19 protein-coding genes and 1 pseudogene are annotated in these 24167 nt (G+C 42.0%); 2 read left to right on the top strand and 18 right to left on the bottom strand.

The annotated features are described in order from the left end of the window. Positions 1-3: 3 nt before the first annotated feature. From G585_RS0115175 to G585_RS0115125, 10 genes are all read right to left on the bottom strand, one after another. Complete coding sequence (locus G585_RS0115175; protein ID WP_022776133.1) at positions 4-582, bottom strand: TetR/AcrR family transcriptional regulator; 579 nt, start codon at positions 580-582, stop codon at positions 4-6. 78 nt (positions 583-660) lie between these two features. Then, positions 661-2196, bottom strand: coding sequence for a hypothetical protein (locus G585_RS18405; RefSeq protein ID WP_022776132.1), 1536 nt, complete (start codon positions 2194-2196; stop codon positions 661-663). Beyond that, on the bottom strand, positions 2196-2552 hold the full coding sequence (locus G585_RS0115165; protein ID WP_022776131.1) for an oxygen-insensitive NAD(P)H nitroreductase/dihydropteridine reductase: 357 nt from the start codon (positions 2550-2552) through the stop codon (positions 2196-2198). Before G585_RS0115165 ends, G585_RS18405 begins: the two co-directional genes overlap by 1 nt. 36 nt (positions 2553-2588) lie before the next feature. Then, positions 2589-3608, bottom strand: coding sequence for an NAD-dependent epimerase/dehydratase family protein (locus tag G585_RS0115160; RefSeq protein ID WP_022776129.1), 1020 nt, complete (start codon positions 3606-3608; stop codon positions 2589-2591). A 246-nt stretch (positions 3609-3854) separates the two neighbouring features. Beyond that, complete coding sequence (locus G585_RS0115155; protein ID WP_022776128.1) at positions 3855-4649, bottom strand: class I SAM-dependent methyltransferase; 795 nt, start codon at positions 4647-4649, stop codon at positions 3855-3857. Positions 4650-4910: 261 nt separating this feature from the next. Continuing rightward, positions 4911-5771 (bottom strand): sugar phosphate isomerase/epimerase family protein, encoded by an 861-nt coding sequence (locus G585_RS0115145; RefSeq protein ID WP_022776127.1) that lies wholly within the window; start codon positions 5769-5771, stop codon positions 4911-4913. Continuing rightward, positions 5771-7075 carry a glycoside hydrolase family 1 protein gene (locus tag G585_RS0115140; RefSeq protein WP_022776126.1) on the bottom strand — a complete coding sequence of 435 codons (1305 nt, stop codon included), beginning with the start codon at positions 7073-7075 and terminating at the stop codon, positions 5771-5773. The genes G585_RS0115145 and G585_RS0115140 overlap by 1 nt, the downstream gene beginning before the upstream one ends. Before the next feature lie 18 nt (positions 7076-7093). After that, on the bottom strand, positions 7094-9355 hold the full coding sequence (locus G585_RS0115135) for an alpha-L-rhamnosidase (RefSeq protein ID WP_022776124.1): 2262 nt from the start codon (positions 9353-9355) through the stop codon (positions 7094-7096). 19 nt (positions 9356-9374) lie between these two features. Further along, complete coding sequence (locus tag G585_RS0115130; RefSeq protein WP_022776123.1) at positions 9375-11588, bottom strand: glycoside hydrolase family 2 protein; 2214 nt, start codon at positions 11586-11588, stop codon at positions 9375-9377. A gap of 19 nt (positions 11589-11607) precedes the next feature. Beyond that, positions 11608-13122 carry an MFS transporter gene (locus G585_RS0115125; protein WP_022776122.1) on the bottom strand — a complete coding sequence of 505 codons (1515 nt, stop codon included), beginning with the start codon at positions 13120-13122 and terminating at the stop codon, positions 11608-11610. A gap of 153 nt (positions 13123-13275) precedes the next feature. On the opposite strand from G585_RS0115125, the gene G585_RS0115120 reads away from it, so the two are divergent. Continuing rightward, entirely contained in the window at positions 13276-14475 is a 1200-nt protein-coding gene (locus G585_RS0115120; protein ID WP_022776121.1) for a helix-turn-helix domain-containing protein, read from the top strand. Between the two features lie 22 nt (positions 14476-14497). On the opposite strand, the gene G585_RS0115115 is transcribed toward G585_RS0115120, so the two are convergent. From G585_RS0115115 to G585_RS0115095, 5 genes are all read right to left on the bottom strand, one after another. Continuing rightward, the gene (locus tag G585_RS0115115) at positions 14498-15223 is read right to left on the bottom strand and encodes a DUF624 domain-containing protein (protein WP_022776119.1); all 726 of its coding nucleotides are present in this window, start codon (positions 15221-15223) and stop codon (positions 14498-14500) included. Positions 15224-15238: 15 nt separating this feature from the next. After that, positions 15239-16084: a carbohydrate ABC transporter permease gene (locus tag G585_RS0115110; protein ID WP_022776117.1), complete on the bottom strand. Its 846-nt coding sequence runs from the start codon at positions 16082-16084 to the stop codon at positions 15239-15241. A gap of 17 nt (positions 16085-16101) precedes the next feature. Continuing rightward, a complete protein-coding gene (locus G585_RS0115105; RefSeq protein WP_042258082.1) occupies positions 16102-17025 on the bottom strand; it encodes a carbohydrate ABC transporter permease in 924 nt (307 codons plus the stop codon). Between the two features lie 153 nt (positions 17026-17178). Further along, positions 17179-18630 (bottom strand): ABC transporter substrate-binding protein, encoded by a 1452-nt coding sequence (locus tag G585_RS0115100; RefSeq protein WP_022776115.1) that lies wholly within the window; start codon positions 18628-18630, stop codon positions 17179-17181. Positions 18631-18682: 52 nt separating this feature from the next. Continuing rightward, positions 18683-20623 carry a glycoside hydrolase family 127 protein gene (locus G585_RS0115095; protein ID WP_026664040.1) on the bottom strand — a complete coding sequence of 647 codons (1941 nt, stop codon included), beginning with the start codon at positions 20621-20623 and terminating at the stop codon, positions 18683-18685. 333 nt (positions 20624-20956) lie between these two features. Here G585_RS0115095 and G585_RS0115090 point away from each other — a divergent pair, with 333 nt between their 5' ends. After that, the gene (locus G585_RS0115090) at positions 20957-21970 is read left to right on the top strand and encodes a LacI family DNA-binding transcriptional regulator (RefSeq protein ID WP_242829997.1); all 1014 of its coding nucleotides are present in this window, start codon (positions 20957-20959) and stop codon (positions 21968-21970) included. A 188-nt stretch (positions 21971-22158) separates the two neighbouring features. On the opposite strand, the gene G585_RS0115085 is transcribed toward G585_RS0115090, so the two are convergent. The 3 genes and pseudogenes from G585_RS0115085 to G585_RS18400 form a co-directional block, all read right to left on the bottom strand. Further along, positions 22159-22755, bottom strand: a complete 597-nt coding sequence (locus G585_RS0115085; protein ID WP_022776112.1) for a class I SAM-dependent methyltransferase — start codon at positions 22753-22755, stop codon at positions 22159-22161. A gap of 3 nt (positions 22756-22758) precedes the next feature. Beyond that, positions 22759-23310: an ECF transporter S component gene (locus G585_RS0115080; protein WP_022776110.1), complete on the bottom strand. Its 552-nt coding sequence runs from the start codon at positions 23308-23310 to the stop codon at positions 22759-22761. 484 nt (positions 23311-23794) lie between these two features. Further along, a pseudogene (locus G585_RS18400) lies at positions 23795-24167 on the bottom strand (MarR family transcriptional regulator); the annotation flags it as partial.

Here is a 24167-nt window from a genome sequence, read left to right as displayed (position 1 = left end):
GCGTCATGGCTTGATGATACACTTCTGTATGACGCTTATGATCTCATCTTTTGACTCGATGCATCCACCTCGTACCCACTCAGTGACAACTCCGATAATGCCCTTAAGATAAAAGACCATGATAAGTGGCTGTTCTTTTTGGGGAACTCCAAACCTTGTAAGAATGGGGCCAAATATAGTTTTAAACCAGGTTTCATAGGTCTTTTCAGCGCCCATCATCTCGTTCTTTTCATACATCAGGTAAAAGAGCTTGCGGTTCTCTTCCACAAAATCCAGATATGGCATCAGATACTTTGGTGTTACAAGGAACAACTCATCCTCATTTTTTTCATCAATATCAAGTGCTCCAGGCCCCTCAGCACCAAAACGCCCAAAGAAATCTTTATACACGGCCTCCACAGTTTCCTGAAGAAGATCATTTACATTATCATAGTGAAGATAAAAGGTGGATCTGTTTACGCCGGCGGTTTCACATATCTCCTTAACAGAAATAAGTTCAAAATCTTTTCTGTCAAGAAGTGTCAGTAACGCTGTATGCATTTTTTCCGCAGACTTAAAATACTTGCTCTCATTTTTGTTCATAGCGAAACACTCCTAACACCTGTTACTACGCATACATCGCTCATTTATATATCATCCTATATTTATTTTATTGAATATTTACGAAATAAACAATGAGGGGGCATTTTCCACTAGTTTCTGCATCTCTTCCTGAGTATTCTTAGTTGGATCAAAGCTCTTCATTGTGCCTGATGCAGCATCATAATATAGCGCAGTAATCTGAGGGCTCATATTTTTGGCCGCTTCTGCACGTTCCTTTGCAGCCTGCGATGAGGCCTTTGCAGCAGCAACAAACTTATCAAGCCAGTCTCTTACCTGTTCCCCAGTGTCTGCCGGTGATGTTATGATTTCTGAGAGTTCATCAAATGGCGTTTCAAATATGATCTCATCAGATACTACCAGATCTATTCCTGCCTTTTCAAACTGCTTCCTAAGTGCATTTACATATTTGTCAGTCGAAAAATCCTGTGTCAGATCAATGATAAATTTCCCACTCTGACATGTCATATTGAGCACAAGACCGCTTGAACAGTTTGAATACAGGTGTACCTCATCCACAAGTTCACCCGGCATATCAAACTGACCTATGTAACTTATAAGATAAGTGTCCAGCGCAAGATTTTCCATGAATCCAAGGAGTTTCTGTCTTCCTGCAAATGAATGAAAATGTCCTATGACACTCAGAAGCATATTGATATTATTAAATTCCTTTGCACAGTGATCATGCTCTTTCTGGGCATTGAGAAGCCTTTTATATTTCGCAGCTATTTCACTGTCTGAAAGGTTCTCCTCTTCTCTTCCGTAAGGCAGAGTCATACTCTTAACACAGTTTTTGAAGGTGTCATCACAACCTAATATATGTCTTGCGTCCATAGGAAAATTACTTACTATAGTCTTATCACAGTCTAAAGAAATCTCTTTTATCCCTCTGCTCATCAGTATGCTCAGATATGTGATCGGAGATGCGCCGATGCTCTTGCAGGCATCCATAAACTGCTTCTGTGAAAAACTGATCTCATAACGCCTATGATCATCTTTATTCTTTGTTTCAGGAAGCTTATATCCCTTGTCGGACAGGCCTTCAATCTTCATGCTTTTTCCATTTAGCTCGTACTTCTTTTCACACGGATCAGTAAGTTCGGCTACCGATAGTTCAGATGCCAGCAAGTGGTGTTCTTCTCTTATCTGCTCATATTCACCCATGTCAGCATTTTTATAATCACTGTAGAATCTGAGCAATGTCTCGAGAAATGTCTTTGCACCTCTTCCATCTGTAAGTCCGTGATGAAAAGAGAGTTTAAGGCTCTTTTCCCAATATGTAACTCCCATGAGATGATAGTTGTTACTATGTCCGCCCAGTGGGATAAATCCATCTTTGTGATGTGCCTCAAGCTTCATTTCATTCCTTACCGCATAGAAATCTCCATCTTTTTCTATGAATCTGACGCCAAAGTAAGGGTATCTGATGACAGTGTCTGCTATCGCCAGTTGCAGAAGTTCACCATTTATGCCTTCCCTCATCCTGACATCATAAACCTCACTTGGAAGGCCCTTGGATCTGTATAAATAAGGCATTCCAGACAAAGCCTTGTCACCATTCTTAAGTATTGTTTCTACATTCTTATTTTCCGTCATTATGCTTCTCCTGTTATCTCTTTAGCAAGTTCCAGAATTTCAAAGGCATATTTTTCCTTGCCCTTTTTAAGGAGCTTCTTGTATAAAGGATAGTTAATGATGCAGATTGCAGCACCTACTATTCCAAGAAGCACCCCGATGACCATGAAAATTACTCCTGTTCCAAAGACGCTAAGTCCAAAGCACATCCCTGTTCCAAAGATCAAAGTCCCAATAATTCCAAGCGTCATGGCTGTTATAAATGCCGGAAGCTTTGCTCTTTCATCAAGCTTTTTAAGCTGCCTTACCTTATTTGTTTCCTTTGGCATGTAATCCTTTGCAACACTTTCTGCATAAACCTTATCTAAATCGTTCATCGTATTCTTCTCCTTCTTTTCTCTTGAATGTCCTTTTTATGCGATCTTTCCTGTTTCTTTGAGCCATCTGACCTCGTCACGTATGGTCTCTCTATATGACCTTGTGGTATAACCAAGTTCCTTACTTGCTTTACTTGAATCAAAGCGGTTGTTTCTTGCAAGGTTGTAAACGGAGAATGTAGTCATAAGAGGCTTTTCTCCAGTCTTCTTAGCCTTTTTCTCAAGTACCCCGGCAATCAGGTTTGCTACTGATATTGGTAAAAAGAACTTCATCTGCTTGCAACCGCTCTCCTCTGAAACAAGCTTTGTAAAGTCCTTAAAACTAACAGGCTCATTTCCAAGGATGTAGCACTCTCCGCTTTTGCCCTTATCAGCTGCCCCAATGAGTCCGTCAGCCAGATCTCTTACATCACACAGATTAAAGCTTCCATCAATTCCGGCGGGCATCTCACCATTGATGATATCAACTAAAGTCTTGGTGGTCTCACCCATTGCAAAGTCCTCAGGTCCAAGGATTCCTGACGGGTGTACCACACAGGCGTTAAGGCCTTCCTTTGCAGCTTTGAGCACCACGTTTGTTGCCATAGCCTTTGACAATGAGTAGCAGCCTTTGATTCTCTCAGGATCAATGGGAATAGCTCCTTCGCACTCTCGTATGCTTCCCTTTTCTTCCTCAGGTATTGCTCCTGTTGATGAGCAGTAGACAAGCTTTGAAACATTGTGCTCTTTGCACATCTCTATGATGTTTTCTGTTCCACCGACATTTACATCCATGACTTTCTGACTGTAATCAGGATTTACTGTTACGATGCTCGCTATATGAAGCACAATTACTTCCGTATCTTCAGGTGTCTCAAAGAATCTCTCCAGGTCATCTTTATTACAAAGATCTCCGTATACGATTTCTACTTCTTCCGGAAGATATGCGGCTGACTTATCGCCTTCAAGGACAAATGCCCTTACTTTTTCATTTCTTTCTACAAGCTTTCTGCAGACTGTACTTCCAAGAAATCCTGCTGCTCCTGTTACCAGATACATCTTATTTGTTTTGCTCATTTATCTTTTCCTTTCTTATTCTCAATTTATTTTTCGCTCTTTGCTTTGAGCTTGAAGTCATTATAGAAAAATGAGCACACAAAAAGAACAACACTTTTTGCAAAATGTGTTGATTTCAGGAACACAGGTCCCGACACGTTTTGTAAAAAGTGTTGATTTGTAAGTCCGATATACTGTTTTTTAGAAAGAATAACACACCCCCAGGTACTCATTTGCACTCAAGGCAATAGTCCAATTCAACATGGCTTATGCACGTCCACGTGCAATGAAAGTGCCATACTCCTTCTGCAGATCAATGACACCATCTTCCATATGTGGCTCCAACATACACAACATCTTATCCTTTTCCATAGTACCAATTCCGTGAAGAGCCTTAAGACTCTGAAGATACTCAACAAGATCATCAACTTTTGTGATATGGAGTGAATCCTCGTATCGGTGCACCTCGACATCCGCAAACTCTTTTCCCAAAATTGCGCCTCCATTCTGAAGAGTGAAGAGATGGTTAGGATCGTAGTTTTCGCCAATTAAGCCAAACCACTCCGCAATGATATCGTTAAAATTGTGCTCGCCGTAAGTAGCGCTATAGAACACGCCTTCGTCCTTAAGAACTCTTCTAATCTCACTAACTGCTTTATTTATGTCAGGTACGTGATAGAGCATCATGTTAGCAATTACAATGTCAAAAGAGCTATCTTCATAAGGGATGTTCTGAACATCAATCTGCTTATACTCTACATTCTCTCGCTCTCCTACATTCTTCTTGGCAGTCTCAAGCATGCCTTCAGAAAAGTCAGAAAGAACAATCTTATCGCACTTTGTTATGAGATCGTCGTGTCCAACCCACATGCTACCTGTTCCAGTGCCAATTTCAAGAACCTTCATACCCTCTGTTATCTCATAATTTGATACAAGCCAGGGACCAAAGCCCATCCTGTTGGTTGAATACATATTGTGGAAATTCAGCCTGATATCAAGGCTTTTAGATGACGCGTACTGTTCCTGTACTGCGTCTTTATCATTACTGCTACCCATTTTCATACTTAGTTCTCCTCTTTTTAATCTTTTCTGACAACTCACGAATAATCATACATGTTTTCAGACAAAAATAGAATAGCATTATTATGCTGCATCATAGTATTTTTCTTTTTTATTATAGAAACCTCTGCATATACTTCCATATCCAATCAAGTTTCTTTCAAATTCCAATCAGATCTCAATCAAAATAGAAAAATAAAAACAGCTACAGATTGCTCCATAGCTGCTTAGTTCCAATTATTCTCAAAGCTCTACCCCAGCTCTTTAGCCAGTTTTTCTAAACCACTCTGCACTTACCGTAAGGCTCTTTATAGGATCATTATCAATCCAGTTTTTGTGAGTCTCAAGAACGATCGCTTCTACCCCGGTATTGGCCTTTACGGTCTCCAAAATAGCATCGAGGGGCATATTTCCTGTGCCTAGTTCTGCAGCGTCCTCTTTGAGGATGGGCGTAATGAAAGGTCCCTTTTTCCTGCAGCCCCTGTCATTTATGTGCCACATCACCATTCTGTCTGAGAGTTTGTTTACAAGGGCTGTGACATCGGCACCGCCATCTGCCATCCAGTATGTATCAAGCTCGAAGTTGACATATTGCGGATCTGTGTTTTCTACGATCAGATCATAGGCGGTCTTATCTTCTGAGACCTTCTGCAGCTCTACATTGTGATTGTGATAAAGGAGTTTCACTCCATAGGGCAAAAGAGCTTTTCCAGCCATGTTCAGGCGCTCAGCCAGTTTTTTTACCTCAGCGAAATTCCCGTAATCAAACCTGTACATACCGGTTATAACAACGGTGTCCGTTCCAAAGCTCAAGGCTTCTTTCGCAGCAGCCTCGGGGTTTTCTTCAATGCTATTCAGATAGCTGTGCAGGCTTATGACTTTCAAGCCGCTCTCTGAGATAAGTTTTTTCCAGTCGAGCTTTCCGCTGTTTCCCGTGGGCATGCCGGCAAATTTCGTAAGGAGCCTTACTATAAAAGGCGTTGGCCTTATCATGAATTCATTGAGCTCAATGCCGTCATAGCCGGCACTCTTGATGCTCTGAAGTGTGCTGAGGGCACTCTCATAACTATTGCATCTGCTACCAATCATTATCTGTTGCACACCCGTCAGTACTGTGTCTTTCATTATTTCAAATAGCCTCCAAGATGCTTCAAACTGGGCTTTGGTGCCCTGATCTGTGTTTTCCTGTCAACTGCGCAAAGACCAAATGTCAGCGCATAACCTTTCTGCCACTCAAAATTATCGATAAGTGACCAGTGGCAGTAGCCGATAACGGGAATGCCATCTCTGATACAGCTCTGAACGCCTTCAATTGCCTTGTCGATAAACTTAACTCTCTGAGTATCATCTGATGTTGCAATTCCGTTCTCGGTAACCAGGATCGGCACTTCCGGCATCTCTTCATGTACGCGTCTTATTACATGCTCAAGGGCCTCAGGATATACTTCATAATCCATCTGTGTCATTGGAGTTCCCTCAGGAACAGGCACGATTCCGTCTGGGCCGTAAGTGGTTCTGGTATAGTTCTGAAGTCCAAAGAAATCGTCATCCTTGATATAAGGAACGTAATGGCTGAACTCCTCGTTCCAGTCGCTGTATGCGCGCTCCTTGCCACCTTCTATGTACTGGCAGTCGTGCAGGGAAAGCGTAATACCAACCTGAATATCCGGATTAACAGCCTTGATTGCTTCCTTGGCTGCCTGATGCGCCTTTATAACTATCATATCGCCATTTGCATCTGTTGCAGAAACAAATGTATGCGGCTGAGGATCTCCGAATACTTTAGCGTTTTCCATTGCTGCCAGCTTCATTTTCTCCATTGGGTCAGAGAGATTAAGGCCGACCTGAACCTGCCCCTCCATGGAATCACCACCGTTTTTGGCTACATCTGCCATTTTTGCCATCATCTGCTTCTTAAATCTCTCCATGAGGGCTCCGATCTGCAATCTCATATTTGCTTCATTGATGGTGCAGATATATTTAATCTCGCTTCCAAGCTGCTCTGTTACATACCTTGCATAGTTGGCAAAAAGCTCTACCACCTGCTCGTTGTCCCAGCCGCCCTGCTTTATAAGCCACACTGGTGACGTGAAATGCATCAGGGTAATAACCGGTTCAACGCCATTGTCCCTGCAGCATTTGATCATCTTCCTGTAATGCTCAATCTCTTTTTCATCAAATTTGCCCTGCTCAGGCTCAATACGTGCCCATTCAACAGAGAATCTGTAGGTGTTAAGGCCTGCATCCGCAAGCATCTTGATGTCTTCTTCGTATCTGTTATAGTGATCCACAGCATCCAGTGAAGGCTCAACAAACTGTGAATACTCCATATTCTCCATTACCCAGTAATCTGAATTTGTATTGTTTCCTTCAACCTGGTGGGCTGCAGTAGAAGCGCCCAGCATAAATCCGTTCTCGAACTTGTTCATTTTCCTATCCTCCATAATTTAAATCTCATAACTTCCGCTTGTCAGAATTCTCTTTTCACCGCCTGGGAGCTCCAGCTCTGCTTCCATTCCTTCAGGAATTTCAAAGCGGTAGGCTAAAGAATCCGTCTCCTCAATATATCTCCATTCAGAAACTATGCGACCTTTCGGTGAATCATAGTAACCCTTTGCAAACTTAAGTCTCTCATCTGGCAGAGGCTTTATCAGGACTTTGTCAAAATCGTATCTAATTCCCAAGACACCGGACAAAAGCCATCCGGAAACAGCTCCATAGGAGTAGTGATTCAGTGAATCATGGACAGTGCCGTCTTCTCTGACTCCATCCCAGGTCTCCCAGATAGTGGTAGCACCTTTCTCCACCGCATAGAGCCACGAAGGATAGCTTTTTTGCAACAGCAGTCTGTATGCAGTATCCACATAGCCGTAATCTGCAAGCACACTGCACAGGAAAGGGGTTGAAAGGAAGCCTGTATTAAGATGATAGTCATTTTTCACTACCAGCTCATTTAAGTCCTTAGCAGCTTCCACTGCCTCTTTTTCAGGTAAAAGACAAAATGCAAGAGGCCTTACGTACTCGCACTGCCTGTCAGATCTTATATGCCCGTCTTTCAGAACCAGATATCTGTATGCCTCAGTCGCCTTTTCCGAGATCTCTTTGTACTTATCCGCATCGGCGCCATTTCCAAGGATCTCTGATATTTTGGCGAGAATCCCCGATGAATATGCATAGTAAGCTGTTGCCACTTCAGGCTGCCCATCCTTAAACGCAGCCATCATGGTCTTCATAACATCTGTTCCGGGCTCGCACCACTCACCGTAGTCCATTCCGGTGTCGATGATGTATTTTCTGTAAGTTTTCTTTCCAAAGCGGTTCTTGAGCTTGCTCTTTCCTGCCCTTCTTCCGAGGAAATCCACCCACTTCTTCATCATTTCATAGTTGTCTCTAAGTATCTGCTTATCGCCATATATTCTGTACAGATTCCAGGGCACAAGAACCGCCGCATCGCCCCAGCCAACAGAAGCTGAGAACATCTCTGCTATCTTGCCCGGATTTGAGTTCTTGGGACAGATATACGCCATCTTGCCATCTGAATGCTGCCCTATCCTCACGTTCGCAAGCCATTTCTCGTAAACTCCCCTGCATTCCATCAGGTACGCACCGGTCCTCACAAAGACCGCTGCATCGCCTGTCCAGCCTGCTCTTTCCCTTGTGGGACAATCAGTAGGAATGTCACAGAAGTTTGACTTCATAGACCATACACTGTTTTTAAAGAGCTTGTTTACTTCATCCACGCCACATTCAAAACCCGCTGTTTCCTTCATGTCCGAATAAACAGCAATGCTCTTTATTTGGATGTCAGGCGGCAAAATATCACCCGTTATCTTTGCATATCTGAATCCAAACATCGAAAAATGAGGCTTAAACTCATTCCTGCCCGGCTTGCAGATATAGTTTATTTCCTGTTTTATTCCGCCTGATTTGTTCCTGTCTCCGGGTTGGAAATTACTGATCGTGAAGTTTCCGTTTTCATCCAGGGTTTCACCGTGGACGAGGCAGATCTTCTCACCGCCCCTGGCGTTTTCTACAACAAAAGATGTATAACCTGCAAGGTTCTGTCCAAAATCAAATACGCTCTCTCCGCTCGGAGTAGTGATGAGCCTTCCTTCAAACACCTCATGCTCAGTGATAAATGGTGCCTTCTGGGCTGTCAGATTTCTTTTGTCAAAAGACATCTCCCCGGCCTTATGCCACTCACCAAAGCCCGCACCGGCATCACAAGTTTCTCCCAGTTCAAGGTCCGTCAGCTTAATGGGCCCGTTTTCACAGGCATCCCAGCTGCAATCCGTGACAAGTATCGGATTCTCCATGTCTCCATCGCCTATCACTGCGCACAGAAATGAAATGTCCTCGCCGTAGAGGTTTCTCACGCCATCAATTCCGTTGCATCCTCTGTACCAGCCATCACCAAGCGTTATAAATATCTCGTTTTCACCGGGCTTTAGCACTTCAGTGATCTCATACTCCTGATACTGAAGCCTTTTATCATACTCATCACATCCCGGTGTCAGTCGTGCATCCGTAATTTTCCGGCCATTTATCAATATTTCATACAAGCCATGGGCCGTAGCATATATGCTAACTTTCCCCTCTTTATAAGAGAATGTGGTCCTGAGATACCCTGCGCCTTTTCTCTTTTCAGGTTCTGTGACAGTTTCAGGCGATATCCACTTTGATTTTTCAAAAATCTTAGCCTCTTCCATTTAACACCTCTTGCATTCTTTACTGCTTTTTAATATTCATAAGAGCATTTGAAAGTGCCTTAATCTCGTCAGATTCTATGTCCATGCCGCCCTGCTGCAAAAGTTTGATGAGGGGCTGGCGGGCGATCATCTGCTGCATTGCTTCTGAAATCTCTACGCCTTCTCCCATTCCGCCTGCTGTTCTTGATGTCATTGCTGCCATCATCCTGTCGAGAATTGCTTTTCCTTCAGGTATGGCCTGAATCTCTGCCATTGTACTTGAAAGGGAGAGATATCCCGCTTTTTCCTCAGGCTCATCTTTCTTGTCAAACCAGTTTCTGACCTTTTTATCCGGTGCAAAATATGTCGGATTGGGCTCGGAAACCTTTGTTATCTCCATATCATCCGAAAGTTCTCCGCTCACAGCCTTTATGGTATGAACTCCGCTTATGGGAACATTAAACTTAAAGATATGTTCTCCGCTTGCGTTTCCTACTTCTACGCCGTCAACAAAGAGAGTTACGGACTTTTGGTTTGAATATACCTTAATCTCTGTGTTATCCTCGATGCGGTCGTGATATCTTTTTCCGCAAAGATGGATGAAAGGCTCATCTGACCACCATGCTTTATAAATGTAATAGGCGTCTTTCTTCTGCTTTCTGTCAAAGGTGATGACACCCTTGTGGTTTTTGCCCGGATCTCCTGCCTCATCTCGTCCTGCTGCGGCAAATTCAAACATATTCCAAAGATATGTTCCCCAGATATATGGACGGGTGCTGAACATTTCAAGCATATGCTCGTGATAAACAGCCTGATAACTCTCTGTATAATCGCCTTTTTCAGGTATTGGAGACTGAAGCGTAATTACTGAATCTGCGCCATACTCCGTAAGTCCTATTGCCACATCGGGATGCTGATTATGGAAATCGTCAAACCACTTGTCATTGTCCTCCATCTCGCCTACATACCAGCCATAGTAGAGGTTGTAGCCGCGAATATCAGGCAGGGTCACCAGCGGAGAGTCTGTCTCAAGAAGGAACAGATTAGCCATGGCAGAAAATCTTACAGGATCCATCTCGTGGACAATATCGTTTAATATCCTGTGATTCTCCAAAAGGTCTTCAGTTACTCCCTGCAGAGATATTTCATTTGAAAGTGCCCAGCACATTATTGATGCATGATTGTAATTCTGGCTTATCAGCTCTTTCATCTGGGATATGGTGTTCTGCCTTCCGCTGTCCATATGCACGGTGATATATGGGATCTCAGCCCAAACAACTATGCCCTTTTCATCGCAAAGATCATAGAAGTACTGATCGTGCTGATAGTGTGCAAGCCTTATGGAATTGGCGCCCATGGAGAGGATGAGATCAATGTCCTCCTTGTGCATTTCTTTTGTCAGTGCATTGCCTACTCCTGCCCTGTCCTGATGTCGTGAAACGCCTCGAAGCGGATAGCTTTCTCCATTGAGGAAAAATCCTTTATGAGGATCAACATGAAACTGCCTTACTCCAAACCTGTCATAGATTCTGTCACACTCTTTTGTTCCATCCAAAAGAGTTGCTGTTATGTTGTACAAGAACGGATCCTTGAGACCGTTCCATAAATGTGGCTCTTTTATGGTGATCTTACCGCAGGCAACATATCCACAGGATGCATCCTCTGCCGGAACCACCTCAAACTCCTGCTCTGTTACACCATCTATTGATATTCTTACACGCTCTCCGCCGCTCGTGTATGCCTTTATTTCAATTTCAGCTTCATTTCCGTTTAGTCTTGGTGTGACGTACAGTCCTTTTCCACCATAATAGTCCATGTCAAAGTGCTTTTCATCCACAACCACAAGATAAACATCCCTGTAAATGCCACCATAGAAAGTGAAATCCGCTTTCTGTGGATACACCCTTGTATTGGGCTCGTTGGAAACAGAAACTACCATCTCATTTAAATCTGAAAGTGCCTCTGTAATGTCCGCCCTAAAGCAGGAATATCCGCCATCATGACTCGCAACCTCACGGCCGTTTAAAACAACTTTTGCAGAGGAGTTAGCGCCTCGAAATTCAACAAACACCCGCTGTCCCTCTTCCATTACCGGTCTTTCAAATGTCTTTTTATAAAAGCAGGTTCCTCTGTAATACTGCTCGGGACCTGTCTGTCCATCAATAGCATTCCAGGTATGCGGAAGAGTTATACTCTCGCTCTTTCCCTCTTTTTCAAATATCCAGTTATCATTCCAAAGAATTGTTGTTCGCATGTTTCACCTCTCCAAATTTTTACTGACCCATTGCAGCCTTTTTCTTCTCGCCGATACTCTTCTGAATCTCTTCCATCTTCTCGTATGTGAGCTCGGAATTCTTCATTACCAGAAGCGTACAGATCCATCCCACTATAGGGAATCCGATAAGAAGTATTACGGTCATAACTCTGACGCCGAAGGTAAGCGGATCACCCTGCTGAGGCGCTGTAGTTGTATATCCTATAAGTCCGATCATGAGTGTTGCAATAGTTGCACCAAAGGATGAAACTATTTTGTCAATGAAGCTGTAAGTAGCGGATACTGTCGCAGGCATATATTTTCCTGAGCGATCCATCTCATAGTCAACAACATCCATTCTGAATGCGCTTGTAGAAACGGAAACAACCATCTTCATCGCATTGTTTCCGAAGGTGAAGAGCACATAGGTTATCGCCATTAGGACTGCTCCGGTTGATAAATTGCCACCGAATACTGTTCCCACAAGAGTTGTAGGTGTGAATAAAAGATATACTGCAAATGCGATATTCAGTCCGATACAGTTCTTGGTCCAGTCAATCATGACCTTTCTGCTACCCTGTTTACCTGCAATCTTCGCACCAATTATCGCAAAAATAATGGATGGAAGCATTGCCACAGCAGAAAGAATTGATGAAATGGCCATTGATCCCAGCATAATGCCGTTGAGCATTGTGGATACCACCGCAGCTGAACCTATGGTCTGAGCCAGTTTATCCGAGGTTGCAGCCATGATGAATTTCTGAAGCTCTTTGTTTTCTTTGATCAGAGCCAGCATATCCTTAAAGCTTGGCTTTTCATCGGTTTCGCCATCCTTTTTGATTCCTTCGAAATTCTCGGGAATATCATATGGAGCAATTCCTATACATGCCAGAATGTAGAAAAAGAGTGAAACAAGTACCACTACTATGTTGTAAGTTGCGAAGTATTCTGTTCCCTGAATGTTATTAAATCTTGGGAGAATCACAGCCGATGCCACAACGCTCATGATCATCGGAACCAGATATGAATACGCTGTACTCCAGACACCGATTGTAGGACGCTGCTTGGGATCATTTGTCAGAATGTTCATGTTGATCTGACCCGCTATACTTACGAATGTATAGCCAATGATGTAGATCACATAGCAGAGAACAAAGAATGTTATTCCTGCTGCTCCCGTAAGTGACAGCTTTGCCCCTATATTGCACATCAGTGTGGTTGAAACAGCCATAAGCAGCCAGCCAAACATGATCGAAAATCGTACTTTTCCAAATCTGGAATTAAATCTTTCAAGGAAGAAAGCTATTACCGGATCTGTAATACCATCCAAAAGCCTTGATCCTGTGATAATAAGTCCTGTAACTGCAACAAGTATCCCAAAGTTGGAATTTCCAATATATGTTGCACCATTCATAAGCAGATAAAATGCCATCTGCCCTGCACCTGTCATCATTGCAAGCGCAATATGCCAGGTTCTTGCTCTTTTATAAGTCACCCCGTTTTCTTCTCTTATCAGAGATTTGTCCTTACCCATTGTTAACCCCTTTCAGTTGCATCTTTATTACTGTTTTGAGAATTTTTGATTAGTGAAAGCTTTCCTGTTAGGGTCATAGTATCATTTAGTTCCGGGATATGTTAGAATTATTTTATCTATTATAGTATTATTTTGCTTTTCCGAGGAATGAATATGGATCATGCTCTTTTTTCAGCTCTTCTAAATAATCTGCTCTCAGTAGATGTAACGGATGCTACAGATACGGACATATCTCTTGAGGCCTTCGAAAAGAAATACTGCTTCAGTATCAGGATGCAGCCCATGTTTACACAGGATGCCCTTCACTATCTTCTGATCTCATCCAAAGGAGGCATGATCTATGAGGTTATAGACCAGCTGGGTATATGTATATCTTTTTTTACCTTTGACAACAGGATTTATATAATCGGACCTTATGTAAAAGAAAAATACTCAGAACTTAAGACAGAGACCGTGCTTGCCAAGAACGATGAGTCCTCCTCCAAATCACTGGCCTTCAAGCTGTATTACACAACATTTCCCATAGTATATACAGAGCAGATAACCAGTGTGGTAAACAAATGCATAATCTCTTTTTCTCCTGCGGAGTCAGAGTATTCGTACAGAAGGCTTACAGGCTTTATCCAGAATGTATCCGAGGAAGACGACAGGACGGAGCTGTCTGAGAAGAATTACAGCGAGATCTACAGGCGATACGACCAGGAAAAACAGTTCCTCTCAATGATAAGGAACGGGGACACCGAAAACGTCATGGCAGCATTTGAAAAATTATCCGGCCCTGAGTCTCTTTCCGACTTTTCTAAAGAGACCCTTAACTACTATGCCTCGGGCTATGGTCTGGCAATACTTAAAGCCCTTTCCAGAAAAGCTGCGGAAGAATCAGGGCTTTCGGTCATTACAATAGATGAGATCACTCAGAAGTATACTCAGCTCTCATCAGCTACAAAAAGCCCGGAGCTGCAGACCCGCTACCAGATCGAAATGATCGTTGAGCTCACGAAAGCAGTTCGAAATCACAAACTGTCCCTGGACAGGTTTTCTGCGCCAATTCAGAGAGTCCTTGAGTACATTAGTCTCCATCTCGGAGATCACATATCAAACGAAGACCTGACAAGTGCCGCCAATATGTCTGTTTCCCACCTCGCCAGGCTGTTCAAAAAAGAAACGGGCGTGACCATGACGGAATACGCCGCTTCCATGCGCTGCAAAAAAGCTGCCGGCCTCCTGAAGAAGACAACTCTTCCAATCCAGGAAATCAGCAGCTACGTCGGATACTCCGACAATAATTATTTCGTTAAAGTATTCAGAAAAAACTATGGCATGACGCCAACAGAATTCAGGAGAAATGCCTGATCATTCTGCTTTCCAGAGGCCGTTAATATGTGGAAGTGGACGTCTTCACAGCTTCTTCATAAGGATCAGTAATTCTCCGCTTTATCACTGGACATATTATGCTGCAAGAAATCAAGCTATAAAGAGAATTACCAATGATCATTGGCACAAGAATTGAGTACGGCATAAGAGCAAGTATTATGAACAGATAAATTGCTGTATATATAATAAGCTTCAGGCTGCTCTTCCACTCCAGAATAAGGAGTATGGCTGCGTTTCTAATTATTCCTGACAATCCAAGGCGCAGATGAGCAGCCAATACAAAAGTCCATGCTGCAAAAAGAATGCCTATGCCAAATATTGCGCAGCCGGCACCCATGATGATCACATATGAAGTATTGTCAGAGACAGCTTTAAAGTTTCCCGCAAGGCTCATGAGATAATAGCCATAGAAAATGACTGCAGACTCCATGATGCCCAAGACAAGCTTTTTAATAAAGCCATCTTTAAATTCTGCAAGATAGTCCTCCAGGGTAAAGTCATAACCCTTCAGAAACATTTTGCCGGTAAAGGCGCAAAGTGCTGTCCATGCAGCCGGTATTGTGATTAGAGGAATGCAGCTTATGATAAATACTATATTTATCATGATTAGCTTTCCTGGAAAATTAACAACAAGATATAAGATGCGGAAAAAGCCGTCCTTAGGCGGCTCTTTTTCCACATCGTTTTCTCCAAGATACCATTTCATAAAACGATTCAAGTATTTCATTTTTTCCCCTATATATTAGTTTTTCATACCAGTCAGTACTATACCTTCTACAAAGCTCTTTTGCCCAAATATATAGATTACTATACCAGGCAGAATAGTCATAAAAGTGGCTGCCATAGCCATGGGCCAGTTTGTTCCAAAAGAGCCTGTGAAATTGGTGAGTGCAATGGCAAAAGTAAACTTGCTCATACTGTTAATGTAGATTATCTGCTGGAGCATATCATTCCAAATCTGTATAAATAACATCATTCCAACAACAACTACTGCTGGCTTGATCGCAGGAACAAGAATTGTCCACAATATCCTCATGCGGCTGGCCCCATCTATTGATGCAGCTTCATCAAGATCCCTGGGGATTGTCATAAGGAACTGCCTGATCAGGAAGATGTTAAAGAATCCTCCACCTGTTAAAAACGGCAGGATCAGAGGCCAATATGTGTCACCAAGTCCAAAGAATTTTGTCCACGCAATATAAAGTGGAATCAGCGTAACCATGCCTGGAAGAAGAATTGTGCTGACACAGATCTTAAATATAAGATTTTTGCCTCTAAACCTTAGTCTGGCAAAGGCGTAGCCACAAAAGATGGCAGTAATAACACCAAATGTCACAGCCGGAATGATAATTGAAAAGGTGTTTTTAAAATATGTCCAGTATTCGAAGGTCTGAAGGGTCTTGGTGTAGTTGGACCATAGCCACTCTGTTGGAATAAAGGATGGCGGATAAGCGTTGACCTGCGCAACACTCATAAGTGAAGATCTGAATATCCACCATATTGGAAGGAGTGTCAGAAATGCAAAAAATAAGGCAATCAATGTTACAACTGAGCGGTTTGCCAGTTTCCTTTTTTCTTTTCCTATCATGTCTGCTCCCCCCTTTCTCATGCTTCATCGCTAAAGATGCTATCTTTTTGAGTTACAAATAATACTATTGTAAAAATGCCTACTAGAACAAAGAATATAACTGAAAAAGCTGCTGCATATCCAAGCTTATTTTTTTCGAATCCATACATGTAGATAACATAAGATAAAAACATAGACTTCTTGGCCGGGCCGCCATTTGTAAGGGCTAGAGCCGGATTAACTACCTGCAGATGTGTGATAAGAGCAGTCAATACATTATAAAAAATAATAGGCTTGATGCATGGAATAGTTATGTTCCAAAATCTCTGCCATGAGTTGGCTCCATCTATCTGAGCTGCTTCCTTGTACACAGTAGGTACATTTTGAAGTCCTGCAAGGAATATTACTATGAGATTTCCGCTGGCCCATACTGCGATGAGAACAAGGGCCGGTATTACCTGCCTTGGACTGTCCAAAAATCTCTGGGGTGGAATTCCTAGCATTCTGAAGATGAAGTTAAAGAGTCCATAGTTCTGCTCATAAAGCCATTGCCAGCCTTTGAAAACACCTATTGCCGGTAGCAAATAGGGTATAAAGAAAATAGATCTAAAGATAGTTCTTCCAAAAATATCCATGTTTAGAATAAGTGCTATCACCAGAGAATAGATAACCGCGCCGATAACTGCCAAAAATGCATACAAAAGCGTTGCCTTTACAGCACTTGCAAAATACACATCTTTTGTAAAAATCCTAATGTAATTATCCAGACCCACAAATTCAGGGGTGGACAAACCATTATAGCTAAACAAACTAAGTACAAACACTGCTATGGTAGGAAGATAACTTATAAAGGTGATTCCAAGGAATGCCGGAATCAGGCACAAATAGGCACATCTTTCCTCTTTTCTATTATATTTGGACTGAGAAGTACGTATTTTTCTTTTGCCGGATGCTCTTTTCATACTCTTCGCCTCGCTTGTACTATATATCCCCGCAACTTCCATTGTATAATCTCTCTCCCCTGATATCAACGCCGGCGAAGGCAGTTATACTGCACTTTTGACCATGTTTCAAAGGCTATAATAAACTGTCTTCGCACGGCAATGTATTAATTGTTAATTATTTGTGCTGAAAATATCATTTAGCTCATCATAATACTCATCGATAGCTTCTTTCATTGTCTGATCACCAGACCAAACAGCCGAGAATGCTGAATCAAGAGTTGCATTAAACTCGTCTGTTGCATTGATGTAATACCATGCTGTTGACTGAGAATTGTCTCTTGCGTAGTCTACTACTGCACTCTTGTACATATCATGGTCAGGATAATTAGGGTTATCAATCCACTTATTTGTAAATTCATCATCTGTGTACCACTTATCAAGAATAGGCATCCATGTTCCTGCTTCAATAAGTGACCAGCTGTTTTCTTCCTGATAGTACCACTTGAGCCATGTCATAGCTTCTTCAGGGTGCTTGGTTGTAGCAAATACCACGTTTGGTCCGCCAGTGCAAATTGTAACCTTCTCCTTCATGTAAGGAAGAACGCCTACGCCATATTTAAAATCTGCAGATGGTCCAAGGAAGGTTCCAACATTCCAGGTTCCATCTGTAGCCATAACAACCTTCTTGGAACCAAGTGAGGATTCAAGCGCGTTAGCTGCGCTTGTTACAGGAGGTGCACAGTGATAAACATCTGAAAGGTCTGCAATTTTCTGCAGTGCTTCTACTGTTGCATCGTCATTGATAGTACATTCTTTGCCGTCAGCACTATAATATCCGCCGCCATTACTCTTTGCCCATACTTCAAGCTGCCATGGAAGAGTGTTAACTGTGCAGCCGTAAACATCAACGTTTGCTGGATCAAAGTCTGGACTTAATGCGTTATTACCGTTGATATCAACTGTGAGAGTCTGAGCTATCTTAACAAATGCATCCCAGTCCCATGCACTGTCTGCACTTGCAGGAGGTGTAAAATCAGCAACATTTAATCCCTGTTTGGAACAGATTTCTTCCAAAAGATCTATGTTGTACCAAAGGGTAAGTACCTCATTGGCTGCTGAATAAGCCACAGGTGTTCCCTGATATTTAAAGGTTATGGAATCAAGAGGTTTGGAATCACCTTCATCGTACATTGAGCTGATGTCTGCAAGTAATCCATTCTCTGCAAATTTTAATACTCCAGCTTCACTCATGATGGCTGTATCAGGAAGTTCTCCTGCTGTAGCCATTGCGTTTAACTTGGTTACATAGGTATCATGGTCAATCTTGATTACTTCTACTTCAATTTCATCCTGAGACTGATTGAACTTATCAGCCACCGCCTGAGTTGCAGCAGTCTCTGTCTCATTGCCCCACTGAGCATAGGTAATATGTACCTTTTCTCCAGTGCTCTCACTAGTTGAAGCAGGTGTCTCTGTCTCTGTTTTAGGTGTCTCTACTGCGTTCTGCGTTGTGTCCTGCGCTTCCCCCTGTGCGCTTTGAGAACTTGCACCACAACCTGTTACCAACATTGCCGTAGTAGTAACAACAGTTAATGCCATGCTCAACAATCTTTTCTTTTGCATACTTGAAATATCCTCCTTTAGAAAATTATTTTTCAGCAGTAATGTTCTATCTTTAGATAGAAATATTCTGCCAGACTTCCATCTCTCCAATACCTCTGTTGTTCCAAAAAGCATAGGGAACCGCTCTGATCTTCACAGGCTTCTTAGTAAATCTTGCCTCTCCGTAAAGGCTGCCATCTTCAATACCAACACTCTTAACCCTGTAGCCCTCATACTCTATCGCCGGTACTTCTCCCGGGAATTCTTCATAAGCTTTGCCCTTTAGCAGATTAGCATCAGTGTCCACGTAAATGTCAGATAAGTTCTGTCCATTGTCCGCCTCCTCCAGGCAATAGACCATAGGTCCATGCATTACAGCAACCTTACCTGCATCAGCCCTGACATTGTGGTCTGCTGCCACAAATCTTGGATGAACCCCCATATTAAGCTCAATCCTGTGTTTACCACCCTTAAGAGCAATTACTGCATAGTTATTGTCAGCTATATAGGAAAGCTTTTCACCATCAAGGGCTATCTCCATATCTTTGGCATAGGCCGGAACTCTTATCCTGATATCTGTAGCCTGCAGAGTAGAAATCCTGATATCTACTGTTCCATCTGTCAAAAGAGCTGACTTAAGCTCCACAAATATTTCCTGACCGGAATTATCCACCGAAAGGGTTGATGATATGAACTGATTAATGTAGATTCCCTTTTCATCACAAGCATATAAATACTGAGAAAGAGAAGCCAGCGTTCTCGCAAGATTAGGAGGACAGCAGGCAACACTAAACCATTTCTGCCTGACAGGTTTAACGTGATCCATATAGGTATTCTCAGTACAAAACTGCGGAATCATCTCTAATGGATTTACGTAAAAATATCTGTCTCCTTCCAGATTCATAGCTGCCAGAATAGTGTTGTACAATACTCTTTCAACTGTATCATAATAGCTTGCATTTTTCTTTAGGGCAGCCATCCTCTGTCCAAACATCATCATTCCCACAGAAGCACAAGTCTCACAATAATTTGTGCTGTTAGGCAGGTCGTAATCTGTGGTAAAGCACTCCAAAAATCCGCTGCTGCCAATTCCTCCTGTGATATACATTCTCTTGCCTACCATGTTATCCCACAGTCTGTCACAGGCTTTTTCCATTTCTTTATCCTGCTGCCATTTTGCCAGGTCTGCCATAGCACTGTACAGGTACATTGCCCTTACAGCATGACCTTCAGCCTCAGTTTGTTCTACCGGAGGTTTCTCTGCCTGTGCATACTTCATAGAATAGTTTCTAAACTCAGGAAAGAACTCAGGGCCTTTTCTGCCATCAATCTCATTCTGCAAATAATTAGGTGCAGTTCCCCTCTGCCTGATAAAATAATCAGCCTGCTTTAAGTACTTGTCATCCCTGGTCCACCTATAAAGCTTGATCAAAGCCAACTCAATTTCTTCATGCCCAGGAACTCCAGGGATCTGTCCTTTCTTTGTTCCAAATACCCTGCAAATAAGGTCAGCATTTCTCATTGCAATTTGAAGAAATTTCTCCTTACCAGTGGCCAGTGCATAAGCAACTGCTGCCTCAATCATATGTCCTGAGGTATATAATTCGTGTCCCTCAACCAGGTTTGTCCATTTCTTTTCCGGAGCTGTTATCTGGAAGTAAGTATTTAAATATCCGTCTTTTTCCTGAGCCTTTTCCAAAATATCGATCACCTGATCAATTTTACCTTCAAACTGAGTCCCGCTACCTATTGCAATGCAATAGGCAGCTGACTCTATCCACTTATATAGATCAGTATCAAGAAAAACTACTCCTTGCCGTTCTCCCTCTTGTAGTCCGGCAGCTATACGGAAGTTTTTGATACATCCCGTAGGATCAGTTCCTTCCAGTTCATCATTTAGAGCTTTCCACTGATGAACCAGCATGACTTCACTTACTTTATTGATATAATGCCCGAATAAAGGATCAGTGACTTTTACCTGCTGAAGTTTCAATGGCCTTATTTCTTTTTCCATGCCTAATGCCCCTTCATATTTTTTAATTAATAAGCACTCCGTTTTCATCAAAGGTGTACTTCTCTCCTTCTAGTTGTGTGCAAAGTTAACGTTTTCCCTTTTCATATATAAAGCTGTAGCCCTCGCTACAACTCATGATATCCTTTTACTCCATCACCCAATTTCATTTAGGAAAACGTTTACCTTGATTTGGATTTTATATTGTTGCATTATATATGTAAATAGCAATTTTCAATAATGTTGTGAGCAATTTTTTGGTTGTTTTTTATTAAGAAAACGTTTACCATTATCTTGTAATTAGTATTTTGGAAGTGAGGATGAACTGTGTCTAATATGAAGGACATCGCCAAAAAAGCCCAGGTATCTGTCGCAACAGTATCCAAGGTTTTAAATGGCACTGGAAATATAAGTGAAGAGACCACCAGGAAAATTCTGAAAATTGCTGAGGAACTTAATTATCATCCCAACCTCTATGCCAGAAATCTAAAAACTGGTTCCAGCAGGACAATTGGGATCCTTGCAGAGGACCTTACCGTATTCAACACTCCTCCAGTAATAGACGGCATCGGAGCCTGTTGTGAAGAGAAGGGTTATCGTTATCTCTTGGAAAATCTTCGCATAAACACTCTTGGTATTGATCCTGACAATGACAAGGATAGATACTCAGAAATCAAAAACAATGCAGTTTCACACATGAGTTCCATGCAGGTTGATGGAATTATTTATCTTGGCTGCCATTCTCACAGAGTAGTACCAAGCATATTTGAAAACAATATTCCTTTCGTATGCGCTTACTGCATTTCTCCATCCCTTGCGATTCCTTCTGTTTTGTATGATGATCAGCATGCCGCCTATGAAGCAGTTTCTCTTCTGATCAAAAAAGGGCACAAAAAAATAGCCACCATAACTGGCAAAGTAAGCAGTGTTCACACCAGATGGCGACTAACAGGTTATCAGGAATCCTTATATGATCACAGCATACCATATAATCCGGGATATGTAATCAATGGAGACTGGTCAAGAGACAGTGGCTACAATGCCACCAAGAAACTTATCAGACAGCATGTGACTGCTATTTTTTCCCACAACGATGAAATGGCCATGGGCGTAATAGATGCCTGCAATGATGCTGGGATTCAGGTTGGCAAGGATATTGCACTTATTGGCTTTGATAACAGGGAATTATCAACAGTGTGTCGTCCAACACTCACAACTGTTGAGCCTCCACTTTTTGATATCGGCTACAAATCAGCCGAAGGCCTGATTTCAAAAATTGAACATAAAGAAGACATTCTGCGAGGCGAAGTGCGACTTCCTTGTAGGATAATAGAAAGAGATTCTACCTGATTGGTAGAATCTCCTTTTTTCACTCCGCTCTTTCTATCCTGCATCATGGAAAAAGCACTTTTATCATAAACAAATCCCAATATTTTATCAATCTAATACAAGATAGAAGTGTAAAGATTGAGTGCAATTATTTGTTTTGCAACTGTCTCAAATTTGTACTTGAATTTGGAATCAGTTTAGGCGTAAGGTCACTTTTTTATCCCAATCAGTTCTATCATTCTTTCATCTGAGATGAATGTCTTAATGACAAAGTCTTTCTCAAGCAGCTCGAGAAATTCCTGGTCTGAAGGAAGCCCCCGTGACACGTGGCATGCTCCATCTGCGTGGCAGCCATCTATAACCTCTCTGCTGGCTCCATGAGCTATGCATATACTCCCATTATCTACCAGAGCCGTTGACAGATTATGCATAAGTGTTTCCGGCGACGGAAAATGAGGAAATGCATTATATATAACGCATACGTCATATTTTTCGTCAAACTCAAACTGCTCCGCATCTCCGTTAATAAAATCAACCTCGGAATGATTTCTGAACTTTTGCCTGGCCTTTTCCAGCATTTGAGGTGAAATGTCTACTCCGGTCACTTTTTTTGCGCCTGCTTCCAGATAATACGGAATCATGAAGCCTGTTCCACAGGCAATATCCAGCACCTTTTTCCCTTCAAGCTGCCCCAAATTCCCGATGATATCACGCGTAACAGATTCATCATTGCTTGCAAAGTCATCCCATTTTTCAGCCAGTCCGTCAAAAAAATCAATTACCTGTTCTTTACTGACAATATCCATATGTTATGCAGCCTTTTTTACTGTACTATTTGTTACTAATCCTGCTTTATACAGAGCAAATACTATTGTAGGAATGAATATAAGCTGAATGATAATTCCCGGAAGGCTTGTTACAAAGTAACTTGTAGCCCATACCTTTATTGAATACTCACCTCTTGCAAAAATGAGAGCGCGGGACAAACCACCGATAACCCTACCTGCAAGCATGGCAACAATCAGGCTTATATAAAGATCCGCATATATCTTTCCTGTATTGACAAGTTTTATCATAATGCCTGTACAGATACCATAAACAGCAAGTTCAACCATCATTGCAGGCAAAATAGCCATTGGTGGCATTCCTGTAATAATCGATGAAAGAAGCGGTCCGACAAGTCCGCAAACAAGACCATACTGCCATCCGCATACCAATCCGCAGATAAGTACCGGAATATGCATAGGGCTGATCACCGATCCGGCATTCGGAATCATGTGAAATGCCATCGGCAATACCACACACAACGCAATACACATTGCAGTTGCTACCATATTTTTTACTAAGTTTTGTTGTTTCATTTTTCTTTACCCCCTGGTTTCTTTTTTCAAAACTTCTATTATGATAACAACACCAAAAAGCAGCCACAAGCCCCATGGGGGGTTATAAAATCCCCCTTAGTACATTATGCCGGAATATATCTTCTACGCCTCCAACAATTTTCAGATATTTACTTCCCCTTATATCTGCAGTATTTCTTATTCTTCCACGCTTTATTTGCACGAGTACTAAGCATATCGATTAGATAATTTATACCAGTCTTCATTATCAAGCCAGATTTTATATTTGTCATGATAAATATGATGGATACAACCATCTACAAAGTAAAAAGGTGATCACTGTTTATGTGACCACCTTTTCGTTTGATGTTATTTTGTTTGTTTTGCCTGTCTACTTGACAGACCCCAGATCAAATTAAGAACCATTTAGTGCGACAGCCCCATCATCTTGTTTAATACATTTCCGGATGCTTTTTCTGATCCTGAACCTTATAAACTGTCATACCTATAGCAGCGATAAGGAGTAATGCCGCGAGAGCGACCGCTGTTGCTGCACCCTGATGCGGTTAAGATACTCTTCAAACTGAAGAATCTCTTTATCCGTAAAATCACGATAATAAATATTCCCCATCTCATTGGATACGGAGTCATAAGCTTCTTTAAGTTCTTTGGCTTTATCTGTGAGGAACAGAAGAGTTTTTCTCTTATCAGCTTCATCAGTTTTGCGGCTTATCAGTCCGTTTTTTTCCATCCGCTCAAGCATGGTCGTAAGTGAAGTAATTGCAAGTCCGCTTTTCTCAGAAATAATTTTAATAGGAACACCATCTTCCTACCATAAGACATAAAGAATCCTTCCCTGAGCTCCGTTAAATGCATCA

This window comes from Butyrivibrio sp. AE2015, assembly GCF_000420825.1.
GTDB lineage: Bacteria > Bacillota > Clostridia > Lachnospirales > Lachnospiraceae > Butyrivibrio.
Note: the sequence above shows the minus strand (reverse complement) of the source record. Positions and strands in the feature narration are given on the sequence as shown.